This is a genomic window from Pseudomonas sp. No.21 (genome assembly GCF_054558415.1).
Window position 1 is genome coordinate 262110 of record NZ_BAAJNO010000010.1, and the last position, 26570, is coordinate 288679.

The following is a 26570-nucleotide window of genomic DNA, read 5'->3' on the forward strand; positions in this document are numbered from 1 at the left end:
GGGCCGGCGAAGGCCCGGGCAGGCTGGAGCGGAGCGTTCAGGACAGGGCGGGCTGGCCTTCGGTGGCCGGGCCGGCCTGGGCGAGGATGAAGGCCTGGGGCACCAGCGGGTGCAGCGCGGCATCGGTCTCGTGGCGCACGGCTTCGGCCTCGTCCAGCAGGTGACGCCAGGTTTCCGCATCCAGCCCGGCGAAGTCGCGCAGGGCGTTGATGTAGCCCTGGGCCACGCCGAAACGGTAGGCGAGGGTGCGTCCATCAGCGGCGTTGCGCATGTGCTGCAGCCGTTCGCGGGCTTGGGACAGGGCCAGTTGAGGGGAAATATTCATCGAAGTTCGACTCCTTCGTAACGATATGGCGCTTCGATCGCCACCTGGCGCATCGATACGATGTTGATCTCATATCTATATGAAGGGTTCAGGTCAGTTTCGCGGTTTTTGCAGCGAACAGGGCGGATGGGGGCGGTTTCATCCGCGAAAGGCATCGCGAATGAATTCGCTCCCACCGGGCCCGGTGCCTATCGGGCTACGGTGCTGTCCTGGGCAACGGAAATCGCCCCTCTCCCGCAGGAGAGGGGCGGTGCGTCACGCCTGCGGCTGTGCCTTGCGACGGGCGCGGCGGGACAGCATGTTGAGCGCTTCGATGGCGGCGGAGAAGGCCATGGCGGCGTAGATGTAGCCCTTGGGCACATGGGCACCGAAGCCTTCGGCGATCAGCGTCATGCCGATCATGATCAAGAAGCCCAGGGCCAGCATCACCACGGTGGGGTTGTCGTTGATGAAGCGCGCCAGCGGGTCGGCGGCCAGCAGCATCACGGTGACGGCGGCGATCACGGCGATGACCATGATCGGCACGTGCTCGGTCATGCCCACGGCGGTGATGATGCTGTCGATGGAGAACACCAGGTCCAGCAGCAGGATCTGCACGATCGCCGAGCTGAAGCCGATGGCGGCGACCTGCTTGCCAACGAACAGGTCGCCTTCGGGGGCCGGGTCCACCGAGTGGCGGATCTCCGTGGTGGCCTTCCACAAGAGGAACAGGCCGCCGGCGATGAGGATCATGTCCTTCCACGAGAACGCATGGTCGAACACCTCGAACACCGGATGCACCAGCTGGACGATCCAGGCCACCGTGCCGAGCAGGCCCAGGCGCAGGACCAGCGCCATGCCGATGCCCAGGCGGCGGGCCTTGGCGCGCTGGTGCTCGGGCAGCTTGTTGGTGAGGATCGAGATGAAGATCAGGTTGTCGATGCCGAGCACCACTTCCATGACGACCAGGGTGGCCAGGGCGATCCAGGCGGTGGGACTCGACACGAGTTGCAGGAGGTAATCCACGTCGTTTATCCGAAGATTCAGGGAGGCGCCATTCTGGAGATTCGACCGACCGGCGGCGATGTGGGAATAGCAACAAGTCTTTTCAGCTTGGCTGCGAACACGCCCGCAGCGGCTGCTTCCGACGGGCGGTAGGCCGGGGCATCCGCTTGCGCGCCCGCGCCACCGGCAATTGTTCGCAGACAGCCTCCCGGTGCCTGTTCATACTGCACATCTCCACTTCCCCGGACGACTCCGACCGCTGCATGAAGACCGTTGCCATCCTCCTTTTTCCCGACCTGCTGATGCTCGATGTCGCAGGCCCCATGGACGTCTTTTCCATCGCCAACCGCTACCTGCCGCCGGAGCAGGCCTATCGCATCGTCACCCTCGCCTGTGGGGCGCGCAGCGTGCGGGCTTCCAACGGCCTGGCGATGCAGGCCGACCACCTGATCGAGGCGGTCGAGCCGGATTTCGACCTGCTGCTGGTGCCTGGCGGCCCCGGCGCCTACAACGACAGCCATGGCGCACTGGTGCCCTGGCTCAACCGCGCGGCGCAGGCCTCGCGGCGCTACGGCTCGATCTGCACCGGCGCCTTCATCCTCGCCGAGGCCGGTCTGCTCGACGGCCGCCGGGTCACCACCCATTGGCATTACATCGAGCGCCTGGCGCGGCGCTGTCCGGGTGCTGTGATCGAGACGGACCACATCTATATCCGCGACGGCAAGCTGCTCACCTCCGGTGGCGTCACCGCCGGCATCGATTTGGCCCTGGGCGTGGTCGCCGAGGACCATGGGCGTAAGCTGGCGCTGGACGTGGCCAAGGTGCTGCTGGTGGTGATGCAGCGCCAGGGTGGGCAGGCGCAGTTCAGCCCGCTGGCGGCCGGCGTGGTGGGCGACGACTCGCCGATCGCGCGGGTGCAGAGCCATGTGCTGGAGCACCTGGAGGAGCCCTTCAGCATCGAGCGCATGGCCGCCCTGGCGGCGATGAGCCCCCGGCACTTCTCCCGCGTGTTCGCCCGCGAGGTGAAGATGACGCCCATGGAGTTTCTCCAGGGCGCGCGCCTGGACCGCGCCCGCAGCCTGCTGGAAACCTGCGACCTGCCCCTGAAGACCGTGGCCTACCGCAGCGGTTTCGGCAGCGTGCGGCACATGCGCGTGCTGTTCGCCGAGAAGCTCGGGCTCAGCCCCGCACAGTACCGCCGGCAGTTCAGCTAGCAGGCTCGTGTCCGTCCTGGGCACCGCCTTGGCCGTCTCGTTCCCCCCGCCGTGATTGTTCCTTCACACCAGGCTGGGATGATGGGAAGCATTCTCGTAAGGAGGGTGCACGGGCCCGGATCGGGGCCCTGCAGGCAGTTCGCAGGGCGAGTCCATTGGGTCGTCGGCACGACAGCGACATGAACAACCCCACCATCTTCCCGGATGACCCCGTCCTGTGCTTCGGCACGTTCCGGTTCCACGTCCAGCGTCGCCTGTTGCTCGAGGGCGAACGCCCGCTGCACCTGGGCAGCCGTGCCCTGGACATCCTCCAGCTGCTGCTGGAGAACGCCGGTCACCTGGTCGGCAAGGACTGCATCATCGCCCGCGTCTGGCCCACCACAGTGGTCGAGGAGAGCAACCTGCGGGTGCATATCGCCGCCTTGCGTCGGGCCCTGGGCGACGGGCGTGACGGACGCCGCTTCATCGCCAACGTGCCGCAGCGCGGCTACAGCTTCGTCGCCCCGGTGAGCTGCGAAGGCAGGGTGCCGGCTGCGGCCCCGGGGGCATGGCCGGCGCACAACCTGCCGGTTCGGCTGACCCGCATCGAGGGCCGCGATGCGCTGGTGGGGGCCCTGGTGCGCGAGGTGCCGCAGCGGCGCTTCTTCACCCTGGCCGGCCCCGGCGGCGTGGGCAAGACCACTGTCGCGCTGCGCGTCGCCGAGCTGTTGCTGGAGCACTACGCGGACGGGGCGCACCTCATCGACCTGGCCGATTGCAGGGCGGACGGCGTGGCCCGCCACGTGGCCGCGACGCTCGGCCTCCAGGGCCCGGGGGCGGACCCTGTCGCCGATATCGGCCGGCAACTGTGCGGCCGTCATGCACTGCTGGTGCTGGACAATTGCGAGCACCTGCCCGACGCCGCGGCACTGCTGGCCGAGGGGCTGCTGCGCCGCGCGCCGCGCCTGTCGATCCTGGCCACCAGCCGCGAGCCGCTGCTGGCCGAAGGCGAGTTCGTCCAGCGCCTGGCGGGCCTGCCGGTGCCGCCCGCGCCGGGCGAATGCTCCGTGGAGCAAGCCCTGGGCTGCGCTGCCATCCGCCTGTTCGTCAGCCGTGCCCGCGCCCGCCAGGATGGCTTCCGCCTGCGCCCGGGTGACGTGCCGCTGGTGAGCGAGATCTGCCGCCGCCTCGACGGCCTGCCGCTGGCCATCGAACTGGCCGCGGCCCAGGTGGACAGCCTGGGCCTCGACGGCCTGCAACGGCTGCTCGATGGCCCGTTCCAGCAGCTCTCCCACGCGCGGCGCACGGCGGTGCCCCGGCACCAGAGCCTGAGGGCCAGCCTGGATTGGAGCTATGACCTGCTGACTGCGCTGGAGCGCGTCGTGCTGCAGCGCCTGGCGCTGTTCAGGCAGGCCTTCACCTTCGACGGCGCCGCGCGGGTCATCGCCTGCGAGCGCATCAGCGAAACGCGGCTGTACGAGACCATCAGCCATCTGGTGGCGAAATCCCTGCTGCTGGCGGAGCCGGAGGAGGAGCAGGTGCGCTACCGCCTGCTGGAAACCACCCGGGCCTATGCCCTGGACAAGCTGCGCGATGGCGGCGAGCGGCTGGAGCTGCACCACCCGCGCACCCCTGAATGGCGCCAGGCGCTGCCGCTGCCCAGCCTCTGGCGCGGCGCGCCGATGCAAGGCGTGCCCCATTGAACCGGTAGGTTGGGCTGAGGTACGAAGCCCAACGCAACAGCGCCGAACCCCGCACCCCTGGGCCTCGCTGCGCACGGCGCCAACCTGCGGCGCCGTGCCCAACCCGGATCACGGTGCCCATCGGCGTGGGTGGATGACGCTCCCTTCATCCACCAGGCGCTGCCGCCAGGGGCACCCTGTCAGGGCAGCTTGGCGACTGCAGTCACCCCTGCATAGGTCGCGGGCCAGCCTGTAGTTCGCGTGCAACCCAGCGCTTGTGGCGATGGGTTTTGCTGCGCTCTACGCCATCCTGCGGTGCCGATCCAACCCCCCGGTGCTGACCCAGGGGTCGGGTGGATGGCGCATCCGGCCACTGGCAGCCCGGTGCCCGCAGCGGCGCCAACCTGTGGCATCAATCGCCGATCAGCCGCCAGTTCATCGGGTTGACGCCCTCGGCGCGGGTGAACAGGCGGGAGAAGTGGGCCTGGTCGTAGAAACCACATTCGAGGCTGATACGGGTGAGGCTGAGGTCGGAGTTGCGGATCAGTTCCTTGGCGCGGGCCAGGCGTTGCCGGCGCAGCCAGTCCTGGGGCGTCATGCCGGTGGTGCATTTGAAGGCGCGGGCGAAGTGGCTGCGCGAGAGGGCGCAGGCTTCGGCCAGGCGGGCGACCGGGATGCCCTCGGCGAGGTGGGTGAGGATCATCTGCTTGGCCAGGCGCTCGCGCCAGGGGGCGAGGCCGCCGCAGGCACCGGGCTCGGCCTGGTCGTATCCGCAGGTGCTGTCGTGGTGAAGACTGGCCATGGCGATCATCCCGGTTCGCGTTCGATTCCGTGGCCGGATGGCCACGGGCGGTCAGCGGATTGTTCGGGAGGGCGGGGCAGGGGGCGAGTTAAACGTTGTTAATTCGCCTCAGAGCCCGTCTTCGCTCATGAAGCGCACGATCTGCGTGCGCAGCCAGCGCTCGGCGGAGTCGTTGTCCTGGGCGCCGCGCCAGGCCATGGTCAGCTTGGCGGGGACGATCTCGAAGGGCGGCGGCTCGGCACGCAGGCCGCCGCCGGCCACCAGTTCGCTGGCGGCGTAGTCGGGCACGGTGGCGATCACCTCGGAGTTGGCCAGCAGGGCACGCAGGCCGTTGAACTGCGGCACGGCGAGCACCACGCGCCGGGAGCGGCCGATGCGCGCCAGGTCCTGGTCGATGTTGCCGCACAGGTCGCCCGAGAAGGAGATCAGCGCGTGAGGGCGGCTGCAGTAGTCGTCCAGGGTCAGCGGCTCGGGGCGCTTGTCGGCGCGCAGCACCAGGGTCTGGATGCGCCGCAGGGTGCGGCACTTGGCGTTGGCCGGCAGCTCCGTGGTGTAGCTGACGCCGACGGAGATCTCGCCCGAGGCGAGCAGGCTCGGCATCAGCAGGAAGTTGGCGCGGCGCACCACCAGCACGATGTTCGGCGCCACCTCGCGCAGGTGGTTGAGCAGCGGGGGCAGCAGGCCGCACTCGACGTCGTCGGAGAGGCCGATGCGGAACACCATGTTGCTGGTGGCCGGATCGAATTCATGGGCATGGCTCAGGGCGTTGGACATGGCGTCCAGCGCGGGGCGCAGTTGCTGGAGGATTTCCACCGCGCGGGTGGTGGGCTCCATGGCGCGGCCGCTGCGCACGAACAGCGGGTCGTTGAAATAGTCGCGCAGGCGCGACAGGGCGGCGCTGATCGCCGGCTGGCCGAGGAACAGTTTCTCGGCGGTGCGGGTCAGGTTGCGCTCGTGCATCAGCGTCTCGAAGACGATCAGCATGTTCAGGTCCACGCGGCGCATTTCACTGCGGTTCATGCTCGGTTTCCTTCATCGATGCGTCGGGGTGAAGCGGGGTGGTTCGCCAGCCTGGCAGATCGCCGCGCAGGCGGCTTGTACGCATGCGCGGTAATGGAACGCCTGCGCGATGGGCCCGCGCAGGCGCCGTGGGTCACACGCGAAAGCGCCTGACCAGGCCGTTGAGGTCCACGGCCAGGCGCGAGAGTTCCTGGCTCGCGGCGCTGGTCTGGTGGGCGCCGGCGGCGGTCTGCTGGGCCAGGTCGCGGATGTTGACCAGGTTGCGGTCCACTTCCCGCGCCACCTGTGCCTGCTCCTCGGAGGCGCTGGCGATCACCAGGTTGCGTTCGCTGATGTGGCTGATGGCCTCGGTGATGGTGTCCAGCGCCTGGCCGGCGGCGCGGGCCATCTCCAGGGTGGCGCGGGCGCGCTGGCTGCTGTGCTGCATGGCATCGACCGCCTGGTTGGTGCCCTGCTGGATGCCGCCGATCATCTGCTCGATTTCCTGGGTCGACTGCTGGGTGCGGTGGGCGAGGGCACGCACCTCGTCGGCCACCACGGCGAAACCGCGCCCGGCGTCGCCGGCGCGGGCGGCCTCGATGGCGGCGTTGAGCGCCAGCAGGTTGGTCTGCTCGGCGATGGCGCGGATCACGTCGAGCACCTTGCTGATGCCTTGCACCTTGCCGGCCAGTTCCTCGACCTGGCCGGAGGTCTGGCCGACATCGCGGGCCAGGTCGCTGATGGACTCGACGGTGCGGTTGACCTGCTCCTGGCCGCCGCGCGCGGTGCGGTCGGAGTCGCGCGAGGCTTCGGAGGTGGCGACGGCGTTGCGGGCGACCTCGTCGACGGCGGTGGTCATCTCGTTGACGGCGGTGGCGGCCTGCTCGATCTCCTGGTTCTGCTGGTGCAGGCCGCGGCTGGAGTCCTCGGTCACCGCATTGAGTTCCTCGGCGGCGGAGGCCAGTTGGTCGGAGGAACGGGCGATGTGCTCGATGGTGGTCTTGAGGCTCTGCTGCATGGTGCGCAGGGAACCGAGCAGCCGTGCCGGCTCGTCGTCGCCGTGGACCTCGATGCGTTCGGTGAGGTTGCCGGTGGCGACGCTCTCGGCGGCCTTCATGGCCTCGTCCAGCGGCGTGACGATGCTGCGGGTGAGCACCAGGGCGAGGATGCCGGTGAGCAGCGCCGCGAGGATCATCACCGCGCTGACCACCAGCACCGCGCCGTCGTACTGGTCGACGGCGTGCTGCTCTGCTTCGGCGGCGTTGCGCTGGTTGATCTTCATCAGGGTTTCCAGCTGCACGCCCAGCTCGTCGGAGAGCTTCTTGTATTCGCCGCCCAGCAGCGCGCGCAGTTCGTCGAGCCGGTCGGCATCGGAAAGCTGCATCAGCTTGTCGTTGACCCGGTAATACTCCGCCAGCACCCCTTTGAAACGGGCGTACTGGGCCGCTTCCTCGCCCTCGTCCACCAGCTTCTCGTACACCTCCTGGGCCTGGTGCAGTTGGCCGGTGAGTTCCGCCTCGCGCTGGTGGGTGGCACGCAGCAGCTCGGGCTCGCGGTCCACCAGGATGCGGAAGGAAACGATGCGCAGGCGCAGCATCTTCTCGTTGATCGTGCCCAGTGCCGCGTAGCTGGGCATGCTGTCTTCGCCGAGCATCACGGTGGAGGCGCGGATGCCTTTCATCTGGTGCAGGGCGAAGAGCCCGAGCAGGATCACCAGCAGGGTGACGAGGGAAAAGCTGAGGATGGCGCGCGGCGCGATCTTCATGCGGCGTAGAAGCATGGGGACGACTCCCGGTTGGTTATGGACCGTTCTTATGCAGCCAGGTAAGCAACCACGCCATTCGTGGGGCCGAGCGCAGCGACAGAATGATTATCGGCGGGGCGTGGGAAAAGCTGAAGGGGGCGCGGGGAGCCATGCGGGTGGAATCCGCTTGGGTGTGAGGGTCAGACGGCGGGCTCGGCCCTGTGCGGGTGGACGCGGTCGCGGCCGGCGGCCTTGGCACTGTAGAGGGCTTCGTCGGCGGCGCGCAGCAGGTGGCTGTCCGGGGTGCCGTCGTTGGGGGCGGGTTGGTAGGCGTGGAAGCCGGCACTGAGCGTCACCAGGCCCAGCTCGCTGCCTTCGTGGCGGATGCCGAGCTCGCGCACGGCGAGGCACACCTGTTCGGCGATGGCGCGGGTGTCGGCCTCGTTGCTGTTGGGCAGCAGCAAGGTCATCTCCTCACCGCCGTAGCGGGCCGCCAGGTCGCCGGGGCGGCGGGCGAAGGCTGCCACCACCTGGGCCACGGCCTTGATGCACTGGTCGCCGGCGGGGTGGCCGTAGCGGTCGTTGTAGCGCTTGAAATGGTCGATATCGAACATGACGATGCCCAGCGGCGTGCCCTGGCGGCGCGCACGGCTCGCCTCGATGGGCAGCACGGCATCGAGGCGGCGGCGGTTGGCCAGCCCGGTGAGGCCATCGACCATCGCCAGTTGCTCCAGGGCATCGTGGGCCAGGCGCAGCTCCTCTTCGGCCAGGGCGCCGGATTCGATGCGGCGGATCAGGGCCTGGGCGAACAGCACCAGGCCGACGATCATCGCCACCACCACCATGGCCGAGCGCGCGACCTGGTCGAGCCAGGGCGCGGTGATGGAGCGGGTGGAGATGCCGGTCTCCACCACCAGCGGGTAGTCGGCCAGTTGGCGGTAGCTGAACAGGCGCTCCACGCCATCGACCTGGCCATGGAAGATCGCCGTGCCGGCCGGTGCCTTGCGCAGCAGCTCGCTGAACACCGCGCCCTTGGCCAGGCTGGCGCCAATGGCTTCGGACAGGAACGGGCGCCGTACCAGCAGCGTGCCGTCCTGCAGGGCGAGGATGATGATGCCGGCGTCGCCGACATCGAAGCTCTCGTAGAACCGCACGAAGTAGCTCACCCGCAGGGTCGCCAGGGCGACGCCGCCGAAGCTGCCGTCGGGGTTGTCGATGCGTCGCGAGACGGGGATCACCAGGTCGCCGGTCGAGCGGCTGTAGATGGCCTTGCCGATGTACAGGTCGTTGTCGGCCTGTTCGCGGTGGTGGATGAAGTATTCGCGGTCGGCGTTGTTGGCGCCGGCGGGGACGCTGTCCTTGTCGGTCACCAGCCAGTTGCCGTCCTTGTCGTAGATGAACAGGCCGTGCAGCTGGGGCAGGAAGCGCTGCTGGCGCTTCATCAGGCTGCGCATGCGATCCACCTGCAGCTTGTCGATGCCATCCCACTCGACTCGCTCGATCAGCCCGACCAGCAGCGCGTCGGCCTGGCGCACGGCATCGCGGGCATGCTGGGCGGCGGCGCTGGTGACGTTGGTGGCGTTGACCTCGGCGCGACGGTATTCCTGCTCGTGGGCCTTCCAGACCTGCCAGATCTCCATGGCGATGATCGCCAGGATCACCAGCGCCGTGAAGCCGAACGCCAGGCGCCGCGCCTGGACATGGCCCGGGTTGCTGTCTGAGGGGGGTGGCCTGTTCATGCTTGTCGGGCTCGACGATGACACGGGAACGTCATGGTTGTGACCATGGGCGCGAGAAAACCTCCGCAGAGTCGGGACACAGGCAGCCTAGCAGCGCTGCGGTTAGAATGCCGCGCCCCGGAACCAGGACCCGCACCGCCATGACCCCCGACGCCATCGAGACCCTTCGCCTCCAGCTGACCGCCGCCCTGGGCGATCTGCCCGCCGAGACGCGCCGCCTGTTCCATGGGCGAGGCCGCCGCTGGCCGGGGCTGGAGCACCTGGTGGTGGACTGGCTGGAGGGGGTGGTCCAGGTGGCGCTGTTCCGCGAGCCGGAAGCCGGGGCACTGGACAGCCTCAAGGCGATGCTCGCCGGACTGGTTTCCAGCCAAGCCTGGCGCGCAGCACCGGTGCGCAGCCTGCTGTTGCAGTTGCGCTACCTGCCGGGCAGCGACACCGAGCTGCTCTGGGGCGAGGCGGTGGAGCAGTGGACCATGCACGAGGACGGGCTGGCCTACCGCCTGGACCTGATGCGCAACCAGAACATCGGCCTGTTCCTCGACATGCGCTACGGGCGCCGCTGGGTCCGCGAGCAGGCCGCCGGCAAGCGCGTGCTGAATCTCTTCGCCTACACCTGTGGCTTTTCCGTGGCGGCCATCGCCGGCGGTGCCGAGGCAGTGGTCAACCTGGACATGGCCCGCGCCGCCCTGAGCCGTGGCCGCGACAACCACCGCCTGAACGGCCACGACATGGCCCGGGTCATGTTCCTCGGCCACGAGCTGTTCAAGTCCTGGGGCAAGGTCAGGAAGTGCGGGCCGTACGACCTGGTGATCATCGACCCGCCGTCGTTCCAGAAGGGCAGCTTCGAACTGGACCGCGACTACCGCAAGATCCTCCGCCGCCTGCCGGAGCTGCTGGCCGAGGGCGGCCAGGTGCTGGCCTGCGTCAACGACCCGTCCACGGGGGCCGACTTCATCGTCCGCACCATGGCCGAGGAGGCGCCCGCTCTGAGCTTCCGCGAGCGCCTGGCCAATCCGCCGGAATTCGAGGACGTGGACCCGCAAGGCGGGCTCAAGGCCCTGGTGTTCACCCAGGGCGTGTAAGGCGTAGCCCGGGCTTCAGCCCGGGAAGGCAGGGAAGGCCGGGAATGCGGGATGCAGGGGCCGTCCCTGCACCCCTGCCTGGCTCCGTTGGCGGCTCAGTGGCCGCTTTCCACCACCCGGTAGCAGGGCACGTAGGCCGCGCCGCCGGGAAGCTTCATGCGGTGCTGTTCGACGAAGGCCTGGAGCAGGCGGTCCAGCGGCTGCATCACTTGCGCATCGCCGTGGATCTCGTAGGGGCCGTGCTCCTCGATCAGGCGGATGCCCTTGTCCTTGACGTTGCCGGCGACGATGCCGGAAAACGCGCGGCGCAGGTTGGCGGCCAGTTCGTGGGGCGGCAGCGAGCGGCTGAGCTGCAGGGCGGCCATGTTCTCGTGGGTCGGGTCGAAGGGGCGCTGGAAGCCTTCGTCGATCTTCAGCAGCCAGTTGAAGTGGAAGGCGTCGTTGCGCTCGCGGCGGAAACGCTTCACTTCCTTCAGCCCCTGGGCCATCTGCCGCGCCACTTCGGCCGGGTCGTTGATGATGATCTGGTAGCGCTTCTGCGCATCCTCGCCCAGGGTGGCGCCGACGAAGGCGTGCAGCTGCTGCAGGTAGGGCTCGGCGCTGCGCGGGCCGGTGAGGATGACGGGGAAGGGCAGCTCGCGGTTGTCCGGGTGCATGAGGATGCCCAGCAGGTAGAGGAACTCCTCCGCCGTGCCCACGCCGCCGGGGAAGATGATGATGCCGTGGCCGACGCGGACGAAGGCCTCGAGGCGCTTCTCGATGTCCGGCAGTATCACCAGTTCGTTGACGATGGGGTTGGGCGCTTCGGCGGCGATGATCCCCGGCTCGGTCAGGCCCAGGTAGCGGCCGCCGACGATGCGCTGCTTGGCGTGGCTGATGGTGGCGCCCTTCATCGGGCCCTTCATCACGCCCGGGCCGCAGCCGGTGCAGACGTCGAGGCTGCGCAGGCCCAGTTCGTGGCCGACGCGCTTGGTGTACTTGTATTCCTCGGTGCTGATGGAGTGGCCGCCCCAGCACACGACGATCTTCGGCTCCACGCCCGGGCGCAGGGTGCGGGCGTTGCGCAGCAGGTGGAAGACGTAGTCGGTGATGCCCTGGGAGCTCTCCAGGTCGATGCGCAGGCTGTCCAGTTCGCTGGCGGCGTAGACGATGTCGCGCAGGGCGCTGAAGAGCATCTCGCGGGTGCTGGCGATCATCTCGCCGTCGACGAAGGCGTCGGCCGGGGCGTTGAGCAGTTCCAGGCGCACGCCGCGGTCCTGCTGGTGGATGCGCACCTCGAAGTCCTTGTAGGCATCGAGGATGGTCTTGGCGTTGTCGATCTGCGCGCCGGTGTTGAGGATGGCCAGGGCGCACTGGCGGAACAGCGTGTAGATGCTGCCGGAACCGGCTTCGCTCAGTTGCTGCACTTCGCGCTGGGAGAGGGTTTCCAGGCTGCCTTTGGGGCTGACTTCGGCGTTGACTACGTGTCTCGGGGGCATTCTCTATTCCATGAAAAGCGATGTCGGGCGGGCCGCTCGGCCCCCCGCATCGGGGTGATGAGCGCCGGGCGCTGGATGTGTCGTGGCTCCGGCGGTCGTGTGACGCGCCGGGGGTGTGCTTCAGGCACTGTCGATCGGCGCGCCGCAATCAGGTGGGTTCACGTAGATAGCGGGAACCCTTGGGCTCTGACAAGCATTTTGTGCGATCTGCTCCGCGAGCAATGGGCAGGGTCTGCACCCGGCTTACGCGGGGGCACGTACCTGTAGGGGCGAGTTCATTCGCGAAAGATGACGTGCCGGGCCTCGCGGTTGAAACCGCTCCCACCACTCGCCGGCCCACTGCTGCGACCCACCGGTCATTCGCCTTGGTGCCATGGCCGCTGGAGGCGTAGAATCGCCGCTTCCAGGCCGTACCCCCTCCCATTCCAAGAACAAACCCTGCCGCAGCCGTCCGCCCCGTGCCTTTCCCCGGGTGGCCCCTGGCATGCGCGGTGGAGGCGCATCGACCCTGTCCCGACTCCAGCCACAGCCCCGGAACAGCCCTTGAGCCCTGAACGCCCCACCCTCGACCCGACACCCGAACCCCGCGCCGGCAGCTGGCTGAGCGTGATCGCCCTGGCCCTGGCCGCCTTCATCTTCAACACCACCGAATTCGTTCCGGTGGGGCTGCTCAGCGACATCGGCCGCAGCTTCGAGATGCCCACCGCCCAGGTCGGCCTGATGCTGACGCTCTACGCCTGGGTGGTGACCCTGGCCTCGCTGCCGCTGATGCTGCTCACCCGCAACATCGAGCGGCGCAAGCTGCTGGTGTTCGTCTTCGTGCTGTTCATCGCCAGCCACCTGCTGTCCAGCGTGGCCTGGAGCTTCGGCGTGCTGATGCTCAGCCGCATCGGCATCGCCTTCGCCCATGCGGTGTTCTGGTCGATCACCGCCTCGCTGGCGGTGCGCGTGGCGCCGCCGGGCAAGCAGGCCAAGGCGCTGGGGCTGCTGGCGACCGGCACCATCATGGCGATGGTCCTGGGCATCCCCCTCGGCCGCGTGGTGGGCGAGGCCCTGGGCTGGCGCACCACCTTCCTGGCCATCGCCGGCCTGGCGGTGCTGACGGCGCTGTGCCTGGCGCGCACCCTGCCGCTGCTGCCGAGCCAGAACTCCGGCTCCCTGCGCAGCCTGCCGATGCTGCTCAAGCGACCGCCCCTGGTGGCGCTCTACGTGCTCACCGTGCTGGTGATCACCGCGCAGTTCACCGCCTACAGCTACATCGAGCCCTTCTCCCGCGACGTGGCGGGCATGAGCGGGCAGATGACCACCGTGCTGCTGTTGCTCTCCGGCGGGGCGGGTGTCTTCGGCTCGATCCTCTTCAGCCGCTACAGCGACCGCTTCCCCAGGGGCTTGCTGCTGGTGGCGGTGAGCATCCTGGCGGCGAGCCTGGTGCTGCTCCTGCCGCTGGCCCAGCACCACGGCTGGTTGCTGGGCATGAGCCTGCTCTGGGGCATGGCGATCATGTGCTTCGGCCTGGCCCAGCAATCCAGCGTGCTGCGCCTGGCGTCCGACGCCACGGACGTGGCCATGGCGCTGTTCTCCGGCCTGTACAACGTCGGCATCGGCGGCGGCGCGCTGCTGGGCAGCCTGGTCAGCCAGCACATCGCCTTGCGCCAGGTGGGCAATGCCGGGGCGGTGCTCGCCGTGACGGGCCTGGTGCTGGCGGCGTTCGCCTGCTGGAAGTTCGCCGAGGCCCTGCGTGGTGGGCGCCAGGGCGGATAGGGAAGGGCGTCACGGCGCGTCGCCGGGACCCCTGCTAGGGTTGTGCCTTCGTCCAGTCACCGAGAAGGATTTCCCATGGCGCTCCGCTCCCCGCTGCTGCTGATCGGCTCCCTGCTGCTGCCCCTTGCCGTGCAGGCGGCCACCCTCGACGCGGACCAGTCGCGCTACCGGGGCGCGGTGTCCTGCATCGACCGGTTGTTCTACGACGGCGGCTATGACGTTGGCGATGCCCAGCGCGAAGCGCTGATCACCGAGTTCCTCGCCCACTACCAACTGCCCGTCTATGACGAGGCCCGCTACGCCGCCGGCGAAGGCGCGGACATCGACCGCGAGGCCTACATGGCGGGCTACCAGCTGTGCGAGGAGGATGTGGACTACGTCGACAAGCTCGGTGCCAAGCACGGCAAGCACCTGCCCAGCGAGTAAGGCGAGCTACCTGCGTTGCCCCCACGCCTCACATCGCTGCGCGCGCTGCAGCTCTCGCAGGATGGCGTAGAGCGAAGCGAAACCCATGCTGTGGGGGCTAAGGCATAACGAAAGACGCTATGCCTGCGTTAGCTGTCGTGGTTTTAGATAAGGCGCCCAGGCACGGTTTTTCTGGGCTCCGCAGGATTCCTACCACCTCTGCTTCGTCCAACGCATCACGACGTGGTGCGCACGGACTTTCGTAGGATGGCGTAGAGCGAAGCGAAACCCATGCTGTTGGCCCAGGCATGGCGGGACGCGTCGTCAATCGGCCGGCTTGGCCTCATCCAGCGTCTTCCTGATGCTCGCGCCGAGCTGGAGGGCGTTGCTGCAGGCGGGATCTTCCTCGCCGTGCTTGCAGGACTTCTTCAGCACCTCCAGGGCCTTGGGCAGGTCCTTCTTCACGCCGATGCCGCGAGCCAGGTACATGCCGAGCATGGTGCAGGCCCAGGGGTCGTCCTGGTCGCAGGCTTTGGTGAAGCTGCGGGCGGCGCAGGCTTGCACGCGCTCGTTCTGCATGTCGGCGCGGTACAGCCCGGCGGCGTGGTTGGTGCAGCCGGAGGCGGCGCCCAGCTTGCAGGCGCGCTGGTACAGGGGTTCGAAGCCGGCGGGGTCGCCGCCGAGTTGCTGCAGGGTCACCGCCGTGTGCAGGCAGGAGTAGGCGTCCCCGGCGGTGCAGAGGGCGAGGCAGCCATCCAGCTGGTCGGCGGTATTGCAGTCATGGGCGTTGATTTCCAGCGCCCGGTGCCCGGGCATCAGGTCGGCCGGGCAGTGCTCGGCCTCCTGGGTCCATTGCGCGTTGGCGCGGACCTGGGCGTCGATGCGCTCGACGATCTGCGTGTCCTCCTCCGCTACGGCGGTTTGCAGCTGCGAGAGTGAAACGGCGGCGAGAAGCATCAGCTTCCTGATGAACATGGGAATTCCCTTGCGCGAAAGAGGGGTGTTGCAGGCCCCGCAGCGGGGCGTCAGGGGCCGGTAATGAGCTCGACGCGTTCGCTTTCCAGGTCCAGCAGCACCAGGCCTTCCTGCCCGTCGGGGAGGGTGCCGAGGCAGTCGCCCTGGCGGTTCCAGGCCGCGGACTGGCCGGTGGTGAGGAAGCCTTCCACCGGGCCGATGCTGTTGCTCATCAGCAGCGGCATGGCATGGCGGCGGGCCATGGCGGGGTAGTGCTGGTGCCCGGCGGCGATGCCGTTGGCCGATTTGGCGACGCTGACCAGATAGAAGTCGGCGCCCGCCGCGACGGCCTCGTCCGCGTGCTCGGGGAGCATGGATTCGTAGCAGATGGCCGGCGCCAGGCGGTGCTCGCCGAGGCTGATCAGCGCCTGGCCTTCGCCCGGGCTGAACCAGGGCAGCTCGTCGGCGTGCAGGCGCTGCTTGCAGTAGAGGCCGCGTGGCTGGTGGGCCTGGAAGATGACCATGCCGATGCGCGGCAGCGGCGCGCCGGCTATCGGCAGGCCGGCGCAGATGGTGATGCCGTGCGCGTCGGCGAGATGCTGCAGGGCGTCGAGGCGCGGGTCGTCGGGTGTGGTGGCCAGGCCCTGGGCCAGGGACGGCGCGTAGTGGGTCAGCGAGAGTTCGGGAAACAGGATCAAGGTGGCGCCCTGTTCCACCGCCCGCTGGATGAACGCGCAGTGCTTGCCGACATTCCCTTCGATGTCGCCCGCGATCGACGACAGTTGCGCGGCACATAGCTTCACGTGGAGTGCTCCTGCAGATGAGGGCGCCATGCTAAATCGCCGTGACAGCCCCACGCCAGAGCCTTTTCGAGGGGTGGCCCATGCACCTGTACCCTGTGCACGTCATTCAGCCCCTGATTGATCCATGGCGGCATCTGGACGCGCTCCGGGGGCCTTTCTAGACTGGCTTTCCGCTGGCCGCCCCCCCCCACGAGGAACCGCCCCATGAGCACCTATCAGGAACTGCGGATCAACCGCACGCAGCTGGATGATTGCCAGTCCCACCGCCGCGAACTGGCCGTCGAGCTGGATGAGGGGCAGGTGCTGCTGGGCGTCGAGCGCTTCGCCTTCACCGCCAACAACATCAGCTATGCGGCGCTGGGCGATGCCATGGGCTACTGGCGCTTCTTCCCCACGGTGGAGGGCCAGGGGCTGGTCCCGGTCTGGGGCTTCGCCGTGGTGCTGCGATCGCGCTGCGAAGGCATCGCCGAGGGCGAGCGCTTCTACGGCTACTACCCCATGGCCAGCCATGTGGTGATGGAGCCGGGGCGCGTCGATGCCCAGGGGTTCACCGATGCCGTCGCCCATCGCCAGGGCCTGCCGGCCATCTACAACCACTACCTGAACTGCGCCACCGACCCGCTTTACAGCGACGACAGCGAGGCCCCGCAGATGCTCCTGCGGCCGCTGTTCACCACGGCCTTCCTGCTCGACGAATTCGTCGCCGGCAACCAGGCCTTCGGCGCGAAGCAGGTGATCATCACCAGCGCCTCGTCCAAGACCGCCATCAGCCTGGCCTACCTGCTCAGCCGGCACCGTGCCGAGCGGGGCCAGGACTACGAGGTGATCGGCCTGTCCTCGACGGCCAATCGCGCCTTCGCCGCCGGGCTGGGTTGCTATGACCGGGTGCTGGAATACGGCGAGGTGGAATTCCTGGCCGGCGACGTGCCGTCGATGGTCATCGACCTGGCGGGCAACAGCCAGCTGCTCGCTCGCCTGCACGCTCACCTGCAGGCGGGGCTGCGCTACAGCTGCCAGGTCGGTGCCTCCCACTGGGACCAGCGCCAGGCGCTGCCGAACGGCCTGGCCGGGCCGAAACCGGTGTTCTTCTTCGCCCCCAACGAGGGCAAGCGCCTGCACCAGCTGTGGGGTGCGGCGGCCTTCGCCCGCACGCTCGCCGAACGCTGGCAGGCCTTCAACGGCTTCGCCCGCTCGTGGCTGATCTTCGAGTACGGCCACGGCGCCCCGGTGGTGCGCGAGCGTTACCTGGCGGCGTTGCGGGGCCAGCTGGAGCCGCAGGTGGGGGTGGTGCTGTCCTTGCTGGAGTGAGGGGTGGGGAGCGGGGGACGGAGTGATTCTCGTCCCAGTAGACGGCGGTCCTGCGCCTCCCTAGACTGGCCAACTGCCATGACCGCCGTCCCGGCGTCAGCCCAGGCTCAGTGCCCCATGACACTTCCCGCGACCCCGACAGTCCCGACCCGGCCCCTGCGCGGGCGCATCCCCGCCGTGCTCGAGCCGGCCTACAAGGCCTATGTGCTCACGCACTACCGGGGCTTTTTGCTGGCGATCAACTTCATCGCGATGATCGCCTACGACGCCTACGTGCTGGCCGATGCGCTGCTGATCCCGGACATGGCCATGGAGTCGCTGGTCACCCGGGGCCTGCTGAGCCTGGTGGGGCTGCTGAACATCTTCCTGGTGTTCCGCTACAGCCGCAGCGTGCTGCTGATGGACATGCTCATGCCGCTGCACGACATCGTGTCCACCATCGCCTGGTTCGAGTTGCTCAAGCGCAGTGATTCGCCCGACGTCGCGACCTTCCTCTATGCCTCGGTGGTGTTCATCGTGCTGGGCAACCTGGGAGTGCGCTATTCGTTCAGGGGCATCCTGGCCTGCTCGCTGGCGATCTCCGGGGTGATCCTCTACAACGTCGCGCTGATCCACCCGGGGGACACCAAGGCGCTGCTGATCTTCACCCTGGTCTACCTGCCGGTGGCGATCTTCAGCCTGTTCATCAGCTGGACCACCATCCGTGGCGTGCGCCAGGCCTTTCTCGCCGACGAGGAGGCGCGCCGCCAACGCGCCGAGCTGGCCACGCTCAATGGCCGCCTGCACGAGCTGGCGAGCACCGATGCGCTCACCGGTGTGGGCAACCGCCGCGCCTTCGATCGCGTGCTGGAGGAGTACTGGCAGCAGATGAGCCTGCACGGCCGGCCCTTCGCGCTGCTGCTGGCGGACATCGACTACTTCAAGCCCTACAACGACCACTACGGCCACCTGGCCGGCGACCGCTGCCTGCGCGAGGTCGTGGACAGCCTGGTGCACACCCTGCGCGACGGGCAGGCGAAGGTCTTCCGCTACGGCGGCGAGGAGTTCGTCGTGCTGCTGCAGGTCGGCAGCCAGGCCGAGCTGGAGCACATCACCGAGCGCCTGCGGGTGCAGGTGGCGGGGCTGGACATGGAGCACCTCAACCGCCCCGATGGCCTGCGCCACCACACCATCAGCCTGGGGGCCTCGCTCTCCAGCGGCGCGGGCCTGGCCAGGGCGCAGGACCTGCTGGCGCGCTGCGACCAGCTGCTCTACCGGGCCAAGCAGGAAGGCCGCAACCGTGCCTGCCTGGCGGCGATGACGCTCTGCTGAGCCGGTGAGGGAATGCCCGGGTGAGGTATCGCTGCGTTGGGCCTCGCTGCGCTCGGCGCCAACCTGCGGGTACCGGGGCACGCTCCCGTAGGAGCGAGCTCTGCTCGCGAAGCGCTTGCTGGAATCTGTGGGAGCGAATTCATTCGCGATGGAGTATCCGGCCGCTCGCAGCCTTGTGCCGGCGGCGGGGCTTTCGCGGCTGAAGCCGCTCCTACGGGGAATGCGTGAGCGAGGGCGCGCGCGCCGGGTTGCCCGGCGCGCGTGCTGGCGATCAGAGGATGCTGATCGGGTACTCGACGAAGGCGCGGACTTCGTTCAGGTCCGGGCCCACGTTGTTGTCGGCGCGGTAGATGGAGTTGCGCAGCTTGAACGACAGGTCCTTGGCCGGGCCGTCCTGCACCACGTACTTGAACTGGTTGAACAGCTCGCGCTCGGTGCCGTCGCTCTCGCCGCCGGCCTCGATGTTGCTGCCGCGCACGTAGGCGACCTTGTAGCTCAGGCCGGGAACGCCGTAGGTGGCGAAGTCCAGCTCGTAGCTCGCCTGCCAGGAACGCTCGTTCTTCAGGTTGAAGTCGGAGTAGTAGGAGTTGGCCACGTAGATGGTGCTGCCGCCGTCGCCGTAGTCGTACGCATAGCCGGCATCACCGGTGTTGCGCTGGTGGGCGATGATGAACGCGTGGGCGCCGACGCTGTACTTGGCGGCCAGGCTCCACAGGGTGTTCTTGTCGTTTTCGCCGTCACCGCCGAAGTCCAGCGCGGCATCGGAGTTGTCGTCGTAGTCGGTGCGGTAGATGTTGAAGTCGAGGTTCAGGGCCTGTTCCGCGTTGAACGGAATCGTGTAGTTCACGTTGCCGTAGTACTTCTTGAAGGTGTCTTCGACATCGGAGTGGTACAGGGCCACGGACAGCGCGTCGTTGACCACGTAGCTGCCGCCGATCACGTCGATGCTCTTCAGGCGATTGGGGTCGCGCGCCGGGTCGCCCATCGGGCTGTCGGCGGTGAAGCGGCCGACGTTCAGTTCCAGGCCTTCGATTTCCTTGCTGGTCACCAGGGTGCCGGTGAAGGCCTGCGGCAGCAGGCGGCTGTCGTCATAGGCGAGCACGGGCAGGGAGGGGAACTGGTTGCCGTACTTGAGCACGGTGTTGGAGAAGCGCAGCTTCACCGCGCCGCCGGCCTCGGAGAGGTCATCCACCGGGTGGCCGTCGCTGTCGGTGTCGAAGAAGGCGCTGTAGTTGCGACCCCGGCCGCTGTCGAGCTTGATGCCCAGCAGGCCGTAGGCGTCCACGCCGAAGCCGACGGTGCCCTGGGTGAAGCCGGACTCGAAGGTGCCGATGAAGCCCTGGCCCCAGACCTTGGCGTCGTTGGTCTTGTCCTTGTAGTCACGGTTGAAATAGGCGTTGCGCAGCAGGACCTTCAGGCTGGCGTCCTCGACGAAGCCCTTGGCGTCGGATTGCTCGCTGGCGTGGGCCTGGGCGATACCCAGGGAAAGCAGCGTGCAGGCGGCGGCTATATAGTTTCGGTTATGCATGGATGCTCCCAGATATTGGTTTTTTTGATGGCTTGGAGTCGGCAGGAAGAGACCGCTTATTCAATTGCCGATCGACCGGGAAACTGTAGATTCCCAACCGTGACAGTGCGAACTAATTGTTGCTTATAAGGTCCGCGGAATAAGTGGCGGGTAACAGTTAACACGCGCGCGCAAGTAATCCGTAACTGATGAGGCTGATGATTAATATCAATGAAATTAATAGTTTGCGATTGGGCGTGGCGCGTATTCTGGCGGCGATGAATACCTCAGGGCGTGGCTCCAGTTGGTTGTCGGAGTGGCGCCTTGCTCCAGTTCATCATCCTTTGGTTTATTGGCCGCTTCTCTTGAAGCGGCTTTTTTTTTGGCCGCGATTTATAGGCGCGAGAAGAGGATTGCTGCACTCGCCAAGTTGCACTGTTGGAGTATCGGGCAATGGGTTAATTATCGGTTCGAGCGAAACGCGTGCAATGCATCCGACATATATAAGTCTGGGCAGTTGATTGCTCATTCACTTCAGCCCTATGCGTCATGGCGCCGCACAAGCTAACCGGACGGGCAGGTTTTTCGCCGCCTGGCGGGCAGGGTGGGTCGACTCCCCGGAGAGCCGGTCCGGCGCTCCACAAACCTCGTACAAGAGCCCGGCAGAGGCCTCGCCGGGCTGATGCCCCATCATCGATACGGCGAATGGCCAGGAGGCCCCTTGCAGTATCGGGCAAGGCGCCGATCGCTCTGGAATGCACCTTTCGAGGCGTTCGACGATTGGCAGGAATGGGCAAGCACGGCGGAGAAGTCGGCTACCGGACAGGCCCCGGCGACGCTTAATCTTCGCTCCTGGCCTGATTCCGGGTCCCATCGCATTGATCGCAACCTCCGCTGATCTACCCTTTCCAGCCTGACCGGATGGAGACACCCATGGATTACCGCAACCTGGGGCGCAGCGCCCTCAAAGTCTCGCCCCTGTGCCTGGGCACCATGATGTTCGGCGGCGAGACCGACGAAGCCACCTCCCGGCGCATCATCGACAAGGCCTTCGAGCAGGGCGTCAACTTCATCGACACGGCGGACGTCTACAACACCGGCCGCTCCGAGGAGATCGTCGGACGCGCCATCGCCGCGCGACGCGACGACTGGGTGCTGGCCACCAAGTTCGGCTTCCCGTTCGGCGAGCGCCCCAACCAGCAGGGCCTGTCGCGCAAGTGGATCTTCCAGTCGGTGGAGGCCAGCCTCAGGCGCATGGGCACCGACTGCATCGACCTGCTCTATATCCACCGTGCCTTCGCCGGCGAGCCGCTGGACGAAGCCGTGCGCGCCATCGGTGAGCTGATCGCCCAGGGCAAGGTGCGCTACTACGGCGTTTCCAACTTCCGTGGCTGGCGCATCGCCGAGGTGGCGCGCCTGGCCGATGCCCTCGGCGTCGACCGGCCCATGGCCAGCCAGCCGCTGTACAACATCGTCGACCGCACCGCCGAGGTGGAGCAGCTGCCCGCCGCCGGCCACTACGGCCTGGGCGTGGTCTCCTACAGCCCGCTGGCCCGTGGCGTGCTCACCGGCAAGTACCCGGTGGACGCACCGCCGCCCGCCGACACCCGTGCCGGCCGCGGCGACAAGCGCATCCAGCAGACCGAATGGCGCCCCGAGTCGCTGCACATCGCCCGCACCCTGGCCGAACACGCCGCCAGCCGGGGCACCACCCCGGTCGCCTTCGCCCTGGCCTGGGTGCTGCACAACCGCCTGCTCGCCTCGACCATCGCCGGCCCGCGCACCGAAGCGCAGTGGGACGCCTACCTGGGCGCCCTCGACCTGCAGCTCGGCCCGGACGACGAGCGCCTGGTGGACAGCCTGGTGGCCACCGGGCACGCCTCGACCCCCGGCTATTCCGATCCCGCCTATCCCATCGAAGGCCGACGCGTCGGCTGATCCCCAACCCCTGGAGTACTGCTCATGTTCACAATCGGTTATGCCGCGCAGACCGCCGCTGCACCGCTCGCACCCTTCAAGTTCGAGCGCCGCGAACTGCGCCCCAACGACGTGGCGATGGAAATCCTCTACTGCGGCGTCTGCCACTCCGACCTGCACCAGGCGCGCAACGACTGGGGCTTCAGCCTGTACCCCATCGTGCCCGGCCACGAGATCATCGGCCGGGTGATCGAGGTCGGCCCGGCGGTGACGCGCTACAAGGTCGGCGACAACGTGGCAGTGGGCTGCATGGTGGATTCCTGCATGCAGTGCGACCAGTGCCGCAAGGGCGAGGAGCAGCTGTGCCGCGAGCGCAACACCCAGACCTACAACAGCCGTGACCGCATCACCCGGGAACTCACCTTCGGCGGCTACTCCAAGCACTTGGTGGTGCGCGAGGAGTTCGTCCTGCGCGTGCCGGAAGGCCTCGACCTGGCCAAGGCGGCGCCGCTGCTGTGCGCCGGCATCACCAGCTACTCGCCGCTGCGCACCTGGAACGTCGGCCCCGGCAGCCGCGTGGGCGTGATCGGCCTCGGCGGCCTCGGCCACATGGCGGTCAAGCTCGCCGTCGGCCTGGGTGCCGAAGTCACCGTGCTCAGCCGCAGCGCCGACAAGGCCGACGACGCCAAGGCCCTGGGCGCCGACCGCCTGCTGGTGTCCACCGACAAGAAGGCCATGAGCGCCGCGCAGTCCAGCTTCGACCTGATCATCGACACCGTGCCCTCGCGCCACGACGTCTCGCCCTACATGGCACTGCTGGATATCGACGGCACCCTGGTGATAGTCGGGCAGATCGGCCCCATCGACGAACAGCTGACCATCCCCTTCGTCCTCGGTCGCCGCCGCCTCGCCGGCTCGCCCATCGGCGGCATCGCCGAGACCCAGGAGATGCTCGACTTCTGCGCCCGCAAGAACATCCTCCCGGACTGCGAAATGATCCGCATGGACCAGATCAACGAAGCCTTCGAGCGCATGGAGAAATCCGATGTGCGCTACCGCTTCGTGATCGACATGGCCTCGCTGTCCGAGGCGGGTTGATCGACGCAGGCGCCTGAGCCGCAAGGCCCAGGCACAGAAAAATGCCCGGCCATCGCACAAGCGGTGGCCGGGCATTTTCATGGGTGCAGTGGCTCCGCTGGTGGATGAAAAAGGCGTCATCCACCCTGCGCAAGGCCAACCCATGCAGCGCGGTCCCATCTGCGGCACCTGTAGGGTGGATGGCGCTCTTCCCATCCACCGAGCGGTCTCGATGCCTGCACCTTGGTCCCGGGAAGAAACCAGCCCTCAGTGCTGCACACCCGCCCGCTTGAGCAACTGCTTGCAACGCTCGGACAGGTGCACCACGCGCAGGTGCTTGCCGGCCTTGGCGTAGCGCTCGCGCAGGGTCATCAGCGCGGCGATGGCCGAGTAGTCGACGAAGCTCAGGTGGCGGCAGTCCAGGGTCACCTGGGCCGGGTCGCCCGCCGGGTCGAACCGATTGAGGAAGGGCGTGGTGGAGGCGAAGAACAGCGTGCCGTGGACCTGGTAGCGCTTGCTGCCGTCGGCCTCCAGGTGACTGTCGGCGTACAGCTCGCGGGCATGCTGCCAGGCGAAGTTGATGGCGGCGACGACGATGCCCAGCATCACCGCCATGGCCAGGTCGGTGAGCACGGTGATCACGGTCACCGCGATGATCACCAGCATGTCGTTGACCGGCACCTTGTGCAGCACCCGCAGCGAGGCCCAGGCGAAGGTCTGCTGCGATACCACGAACATCACGCCCACCAGCGCGGCCAGCGGGATGCGCTCGATCAGCGGCGAGAGGAACAGCACGAAGAGCAGGATCATGCCGCCGGCCACCACCCCGGAAAGCCGGCCACGGCCGCCGGAGCCGAGGTTGATCGCCGTCTGGCCGATCATCGCGCAGCCGCCCATGCCGCCGAACAGGCCCGAGGCCATGTTGGCCGCGCCCAGGGCCACGCATTCGCGGTCCGGGTAGCCCCGGCTCTCGGTGATCTCGTCGGTGAGGTTGAGGGTCAATAGGGTTTCCAGCAGGCCGACCATCGCCATCAGCAGCGCATAGGGCGCGATGATGCGCAGCGTTTCCAGGTTCCACGGCACCTCGGGCAGCGAGAACGTCGGCAGGCCGCCGGCGATGTGCGCCATGTCGCCGAGGGTACGCGTCGACAGGCCCGTGAAGTGGGCCAGCAGGCCGATGCCGAGGATCGCCGCCAGGGCCGGCGGTAGGGCGCGGGTCAGGCGCGGCAGCAGGTAGACGATGGCCATGGTCAGCGCCACCAGGCCGAGCATGGTCGCCAGCGGCCTGCCCGACAGCCAGGCCTCGCCCGTCTTGAAATGCTCCAGCTGGGCCAGCGCGATGACGATCGCCAGGCCGTTGACGAAGCCCAGCATCACCGGGTGCGGCACCATGCGCACCAGCTTGCCCAGGCGCAGCAACCCGAAGGCCATCATGATCACTCCGCCCAGCAGCACCGTGGCCAGCAGGTACTGCACGCCGTGCTGCACCACCAGCGCGACGATCACCACGGCCATGGAGCCGGCGGCCCCGGACACCATGCCCGGCCGGCCGCCGAACAGCGCCGTCAGGGTGCAGATGATGATCGCGCCATACAGGCCCATCAGCGGGTTGAGGTGCGCCACCAGGGCGAAGGCGATGCACTCGGGCACCAGGGCGAACGAAGTCGTCAGGCCGGCCAGGACGTCGGCGCGGATACGGGCAGGTTTCATGGGCTACCGGGGGAGGTGGGACAGAAGCAGGGCGGCGGATTCTACGGAAACTCCCGCGCCCGGACCAGTTGCCCGGTCGGTTGGCCCAGCCCGGCCCTCCACCCGCTGCCCATCTCGTGGGAGCGAATTCATTCGCGATGGAATACCCGGCCGCTCGCAGCTGGGTGCCGGCGGCGAGTCTTTCGCGGCTGAAGCCGCTCCCACAGGGAGAGGCCGTCGCGAGACCGGACAAGGTTGTGTTGGGCCTCGCTGCGCTCGGCGCCAACCTACGGCACCTTGCCCAATCCGGTCACTGTACCAACCGGTGTGTAGGGTGGATGACGCTCTTTTCATCCACCAGCGGTGCCATATGGAGTCCCGGAGTTGGGGCAGCCCTGCGGACTGCTTGGCGACTGAAGTCGCTCCTACACGTCGCCCCGACAGGTGGGGGCTGCCGTTGGGGGAGGGCCTCACGCCTCCACGGGGCGCGCGGTGGGCGCCTGGGCGAACAGCGACTGGCCGAGGCGGCGCGCCGCCTGCAGGTAGTCGGTCGGGTCGCGGCTTTCCGACTCCAGCAGCAGCGCCGAGCTGGCCACCCGGGCCCCGCAGTAATCGAAGATGCCGTGGTCGATCTGCGCCTTCATCGCCTCCCGGTAGCCGTGGCGCTCGTAGGTGCCGGCATCGGCGCCGGCGATTCCCACCAGGTGCACGTCCAGGTGCTGCAGCTTCTTCTCGAAGCGCTGGTCGAGGACGAAGTCGAAGGCCCAGCCGTTGCTGAACACGCGGTCGACCCAGCCCTTGAGCAAACCGGGCATCGACCACCAGTACACCGGATAGACCAGCACCAGGGCGTCGGCACCGTCGATGCGCGCCTGCTCGGCGAGCACGTCCGCCGGCGGCGTCGCCTGGTGGCGGTGCACGGCGTGGTCGGCGGGGTTGAAGCGGGGGTCGAAACCTTCGCGGAACAGGTCGGCGATCGCGCTGCCGTTACCCGGCGCGGATTCGGCCACGCCCCGGGCGACCTCGGCGGCGATGGCGTGGGTCAGCGATTCGGGGTCGTGGTGGGCGACGACGATGAGGGCGTGCATCTTGGAACCTCCTGCGGCTCGATTGCGGGGTGGCTGAAAGCGCTTATATACTTTCAGTAAGTTACGATTGGTAAGTTACTTTTGGTAGGTTTCCCATGTCAAGCGATGAGAAGCAACAGGATTCCACCGCACAGCCGCGCCGCCGGCTGTCTCGCGAGGAGCGTCAGAAGCAGCTCTTGGAAGTGGCCTGGCGCCTGGTGCGGGAGGAGGGCAGCGATGCGCTGACCCTCGGCCGCCTGGCCGAACTGGCGGGCGTCACCAAGCCCGTGGTCTACGACCACTTCGGCACCCGGCAGGGGCTGCTGGCGGTGCTCTACCAGGATTTCGACGCGCGCCAGACCGCGGTCATGGACGCCGCGCTGGACAGCGCCGAGCCGACGCTCGAGGGCATCGCCCGGGTCATCGCCTCGTCCTATGTCGCCTGTGTCCTGCAGCAGGGGCGCGAGATACCCGGCGTCGCCGCCGCCCTGGCCGGCTCGCCGGAGCTGGAGCGGATCAAGCGCGAGTACGAGGTGATCTTCCTCGACAAGTGCCGCGCCGTGCTGACGCCCTACATCGGCCAGGGCACCATCGGCGCCGCCGGGTTGCGCGCGATGCTCGGCGCGGCCGAGGCGCTGTCCCATGCCGCTGCCGCCGAGGAGATCACCCCGGAGCAGGCGGAGGACGAACTCTTCGCCACCCTCATCGGCCTGGTGCAGCGCAGCACGCGTTGACCGCGCCGG

The 26570-nt window shown here is 67.9% G+C and carries 22 protein-coding genes and 1 pseudogene; 10 read left to right on the plus strand and 13 right to left on the minus strand.

Annotated elements, in window-relative coordinates; all coding sequences use genetic code 11:
• Positions 1-37: 37 nt before the first annotated feature.
• Together ACYJSS_RS21950 and ACYJSS_RS21955 are read right to left on the minus strand one after the other, a co-directional pair.
• Positions 38-325 carry a hypothetical protein gene (locus tag ACYJSS_RS21950; RefSeq protein ID WP_158545597.1) on the minus strand — a complete coding sequence of 96 codons (288 nt, stop codon included), beginning with the start codon at positions 323-325 and terminating at the stop codon, positions 38-40.
• 255 nt (positions 326-580) lie between these two features.
• Positions 581-1330, minus strand: a complete 750-nt coding sequence (locus ACYJSS_RS21955; protein WP_111261285.1) for a TerC family protein — start codon at positions 1328-1330, stop codon at positions 581-583.
• Between the two features lie 242 nt (positions 1331-1572).
• Here ACYJSS_RS21955 and ACYJSS_RS21960 point away from each other — a divergent pair, with 242 nt between their 5' ends.
• A complete protein-coding gene (locus ACYJSS_RS21960; RefSeq protein ID WP_236205015.1) occupies positions 1573-2523 on the plus strand; it encodes a GlxA family transcriptional regulator in 951 nt (316 codons plus the stop codon).
• 179 nt (positions 2524-2702) lie between these two features.
• Positions 2703-4205, plus strand: a complete 1503-nt coding sequence (locus tag ACYJSS_RS21965; RefSeq protein ID WP_236205016.1) for an ATP-binding protein — start codon at positions 2703-2705, stop codon at positions 4203-4205.
• Between the two features lie 391 nt (positions 4206-4596).
• Here the strand turns inward: ACYJSS_RS21965 and ACYJSS_RS21970 are convergent, their stop codons facing one another.
• From ACYJSS_RS21970 to ACYJSS_RS21990, 5 genes and pseudogenes are all read right to left on the minus strand, one after another.
• Positions 4597-4986 (minus strand): helix-turn-helix domain-containing protein, encoded by a 390-nt coding sequence (locus tag ACYJSS_RS21970; RefSeq protein ID WP_111261293.1) that lies wholly within the window; start codon positions 4984-4986, stop codon positions 4597-4599.
• A 108-nt stretch (positions 4987-5094) separates the two neighbouring features.
• Positions 5095-6006 carry a LysR family transcriptional regulator gene (locus tag ACYJSS_RS21975; protein ID WP_111264602.1) on the minus strand — a complete coding sequence of 304 codons (912 nt, stop codon included), beginning with the start codon at positions 6004-6006 and terminating at the stop codon, positions 5095-5097.
• 133 nt (positions 6007-6139) lie between these two features.
• The gene (locus ACYJSS_RS21980; protein ID WP_373874514.1) at positions 6140-7201 is read right to left on the minus strand and encodes a methyl-accepting chemotaxis protein; all 1062 of its coding nucleotides are present in this window, start codon (positions 7199-7201) and stop codon (positions 6140-6142) included.
• Positions 7202-7273: 72 nt separating this feature from the next.
• A pseudogene (locus ACYJSS_RS21985) lies at positions 7274-7765 on the minus strand (MCP four helix bundle domain-containing protein); the annotation flags it as partial.
• A gap of 164 nt (positions 7766-7929) precedes the next feature.
• Complete coding sequence (locus tag ACYJSS_RS21990) at positions 7930-9468, minus strand: sensor domain-containing diguanylate cyclase (protein WP_236205018.1); 1539 nt, start codon at positions 9466-9468, stop codon at positions 7930-7932.
• Between the two features lie 140 nt (positions 9469-9608).
• On the opposite strand from ACYJSS_RS21990, the gene ACYJSS_RS21995 reads away from it, so the two are divergent.
• A complete protein-coding gene (locus ACYJSS_RS21995) occupies positions 9609-10550 on the plus strand; it encodes a class I SAM-dependent methyltransferase (protein WP_111264599.1) in 942 nt (313 codons plus the stop codon).
• A 95-nt stretch (positions 10551-10645) separates the two neighbouring features.
• On the opposite strand, the gene ppnN is transcribed toward ACYJSS_RS21995, so the two are convergent.
• Positions 10646-12028: a nucleotide 5'-monophosphate nucleosidase PpnN gene (gene ppnN, locus ACYJSS_RS22000; RefSeq protein WP_111264598.1), complete on the minus strand. Its 1383-nt coding sequence runs from the start codon at positions 12026-12028 to the stop codon at positions 10646-10648.
• A gap of 543 nt (positions 12029-12571) precedes the next feature.
• Between ppnN and ACYJSS_RS22005 the strand changes: the two genes are divergently transcribed.
• Together ACYJSS_RS22005 and ACYJSS_RS22010 are read left to right on the plus strand one after the other, a co-directional pair.
• A complete protein-coding gene (locus ACYJSS_RS22005) occupies positions 12572-13789 on the plus strand; it encodes a sugar transporter (protein WP_236205019.1) in 1218 nt (405 codons plus the stop codon).
• A 75-nt stretch (positions 13790-13864) separates the two neighbouring features.
• The gene (locus ACYJSS_RS22010; protein WP_236205020.1) at positions 13865-14215 is read left to right on the plus strand and encodes a hypothetical protein; all 351 of its coding nucleotides are present in this window, start codon (positions 13865-13867) and stop codon (positions 14213-14215) included.
• 303 nt (positions 14216-14518) lie between these two features.
• Here ACYJSS_RS22010 and ACYJSS_RS22015 read toward each other — a convergent pair whose 3' ends face one another.
• Together ACYJSS_RS22015 and ACYJSS_RS22020 are read right to left on the minus strand one after the other, a co-directional pair.
• Positions 14519-15169 (minus strand): tetratricopeptide repeat protein, encoded by a 651-nt coding sequence (locus tag ACYJSS_RS22015; RefSeq protein ID WP_236205021.1) that lies wholly within the window; start codon positions 15167-15169, stop codon positions 14519-14521.
• 50 nt (positions 15170-15219) lie between these two features.
• Positions 15220-15951, minus strand: coding sequence for a carbon-nitrogen hydrolase family protein (locus ACYJSS_RS22020; RefSeq protein ID WP_236205022.1), 732 nt, complete (start codon positions 15949-15951; stop codon positions 15220-15222).
• A 204-nt stretch (positions 15952-16155) separates the two neighbouring features.
• Here ACYJSS_RS22020 and ACYJSS_RS22025 point away from each other — a divergent pair, with 204 nt between their 5' ends.
• Together ACYJSS_RS22025 and ACYJSS_RS22030 are read left to right on the plus strand one after the other, a co-directional pair.
• Complete coding sequence (locus tag ACYJSS_RS22025; protein ID WP_236205023.1) at positions 16156-17259, plus strand: DUF2855 family protein; 1104 nt, start codon at positions 16156-16158, stop codon at positions 17257-17259.
• Between the two features lie 117 nt (positions 17260-17376).
• Complete coding sequence (locus ACYJSS_RS22030) at positions 17377-18570, plus strand: GGDEF domain-containing protein (RefSeq protein ID WP_111264878.1); 1194 nt, start codon at positions 17377-17379, stop codon at positions 18568-18570.
• 271 nt (positions 18571-18841) lie between these two features.
• Here ACYJSS_RS22030 and ACYJSS_RS22035 read toward each other — a convergent pair whose 3' ends face one another.
• Positions 18842-20098, minus strand: a complete 1257-nt coding sequence (locus ACYJSS_RS22035; RefSeq protein WP_111264879.1) for an OprD family porin — start codon at positions 20096-20098, stop codon at positions 18842-18844.
• A 912-nt stretch (positions 20099-21010) separates the two neighbouring features.
• On the opposite strand from ACYJSS_RS22035, the gene ACYJSS_RS22040 reads away from it, so the two are divergent.
• Entirely contained in the window at positions 21011-22015 is a 1005-nt protein-coding gene (locus tag ACYJSS_RS22040; RefSeq protein WP_236205024.1) for an aldo/keto reductase, read from the plus strand.
• A 24-nt stretch (positions 22016-22039) separates the two neighbouring features.
• Positions 22040-23092, plus strand: a complete 1053-nt coding sequence (locus tag ACYJSS_RS22045) for an NAD(P)-dependent alcohol dehydrogenase (RefSeq protein ID WP_236205025.1) — start codon at positions 22040-22042, stop codon at positions 23090-23092.
• A gap of 246 nt (positions 23093-23338) precedes the next feature.
• Here ACYJSS_RS22045 and ACYJSS_RS22050 read toward each other — a convergent pair whose 3' ends face one another.
• On the minus strand, positions 23339-24781 hold the full coding sequence (locus ACYJSS_RS22050; protein ID WP_111262555.1) for a SulP family inorganic anion transporter: 1443 nt from the start codon (positions 24779-24781) through the stop codon (positions 23339-23341).
• A gap of 449 nt (positions 24782-25230) precedes the next feature.
• On the minus strand, positions 25231-25848 hold the full coding sequence (locus tag ACYJSS_RS22055) for an NAD(P)H-dependent oxidoreductase (protein ID WP_111262554.1): 618 nt from the start codon (positions 25846-25848) through the stop codon (positions 25231-25233).
• 95 nt (positions 25849-25943) lie between these two features.
• Between ACYJSS_RS22055 and ACYJSS_RS22060 the strand changes: the two genes are divergently transcribed.
• Positions 25944-26561 (plus strand): TetR/AcrR family transcriptional regulator, encoded by a 618-nt coding sequence (locus ACYJSS_RS22060; protein ID WP_236205026.1) that lies wholly within the window; start codon positions 25944-25946, stop codon positions 26559-26561.
• The last annotated feature ends 9 nt before the right edge of the window (positions 26562-26570 follow it).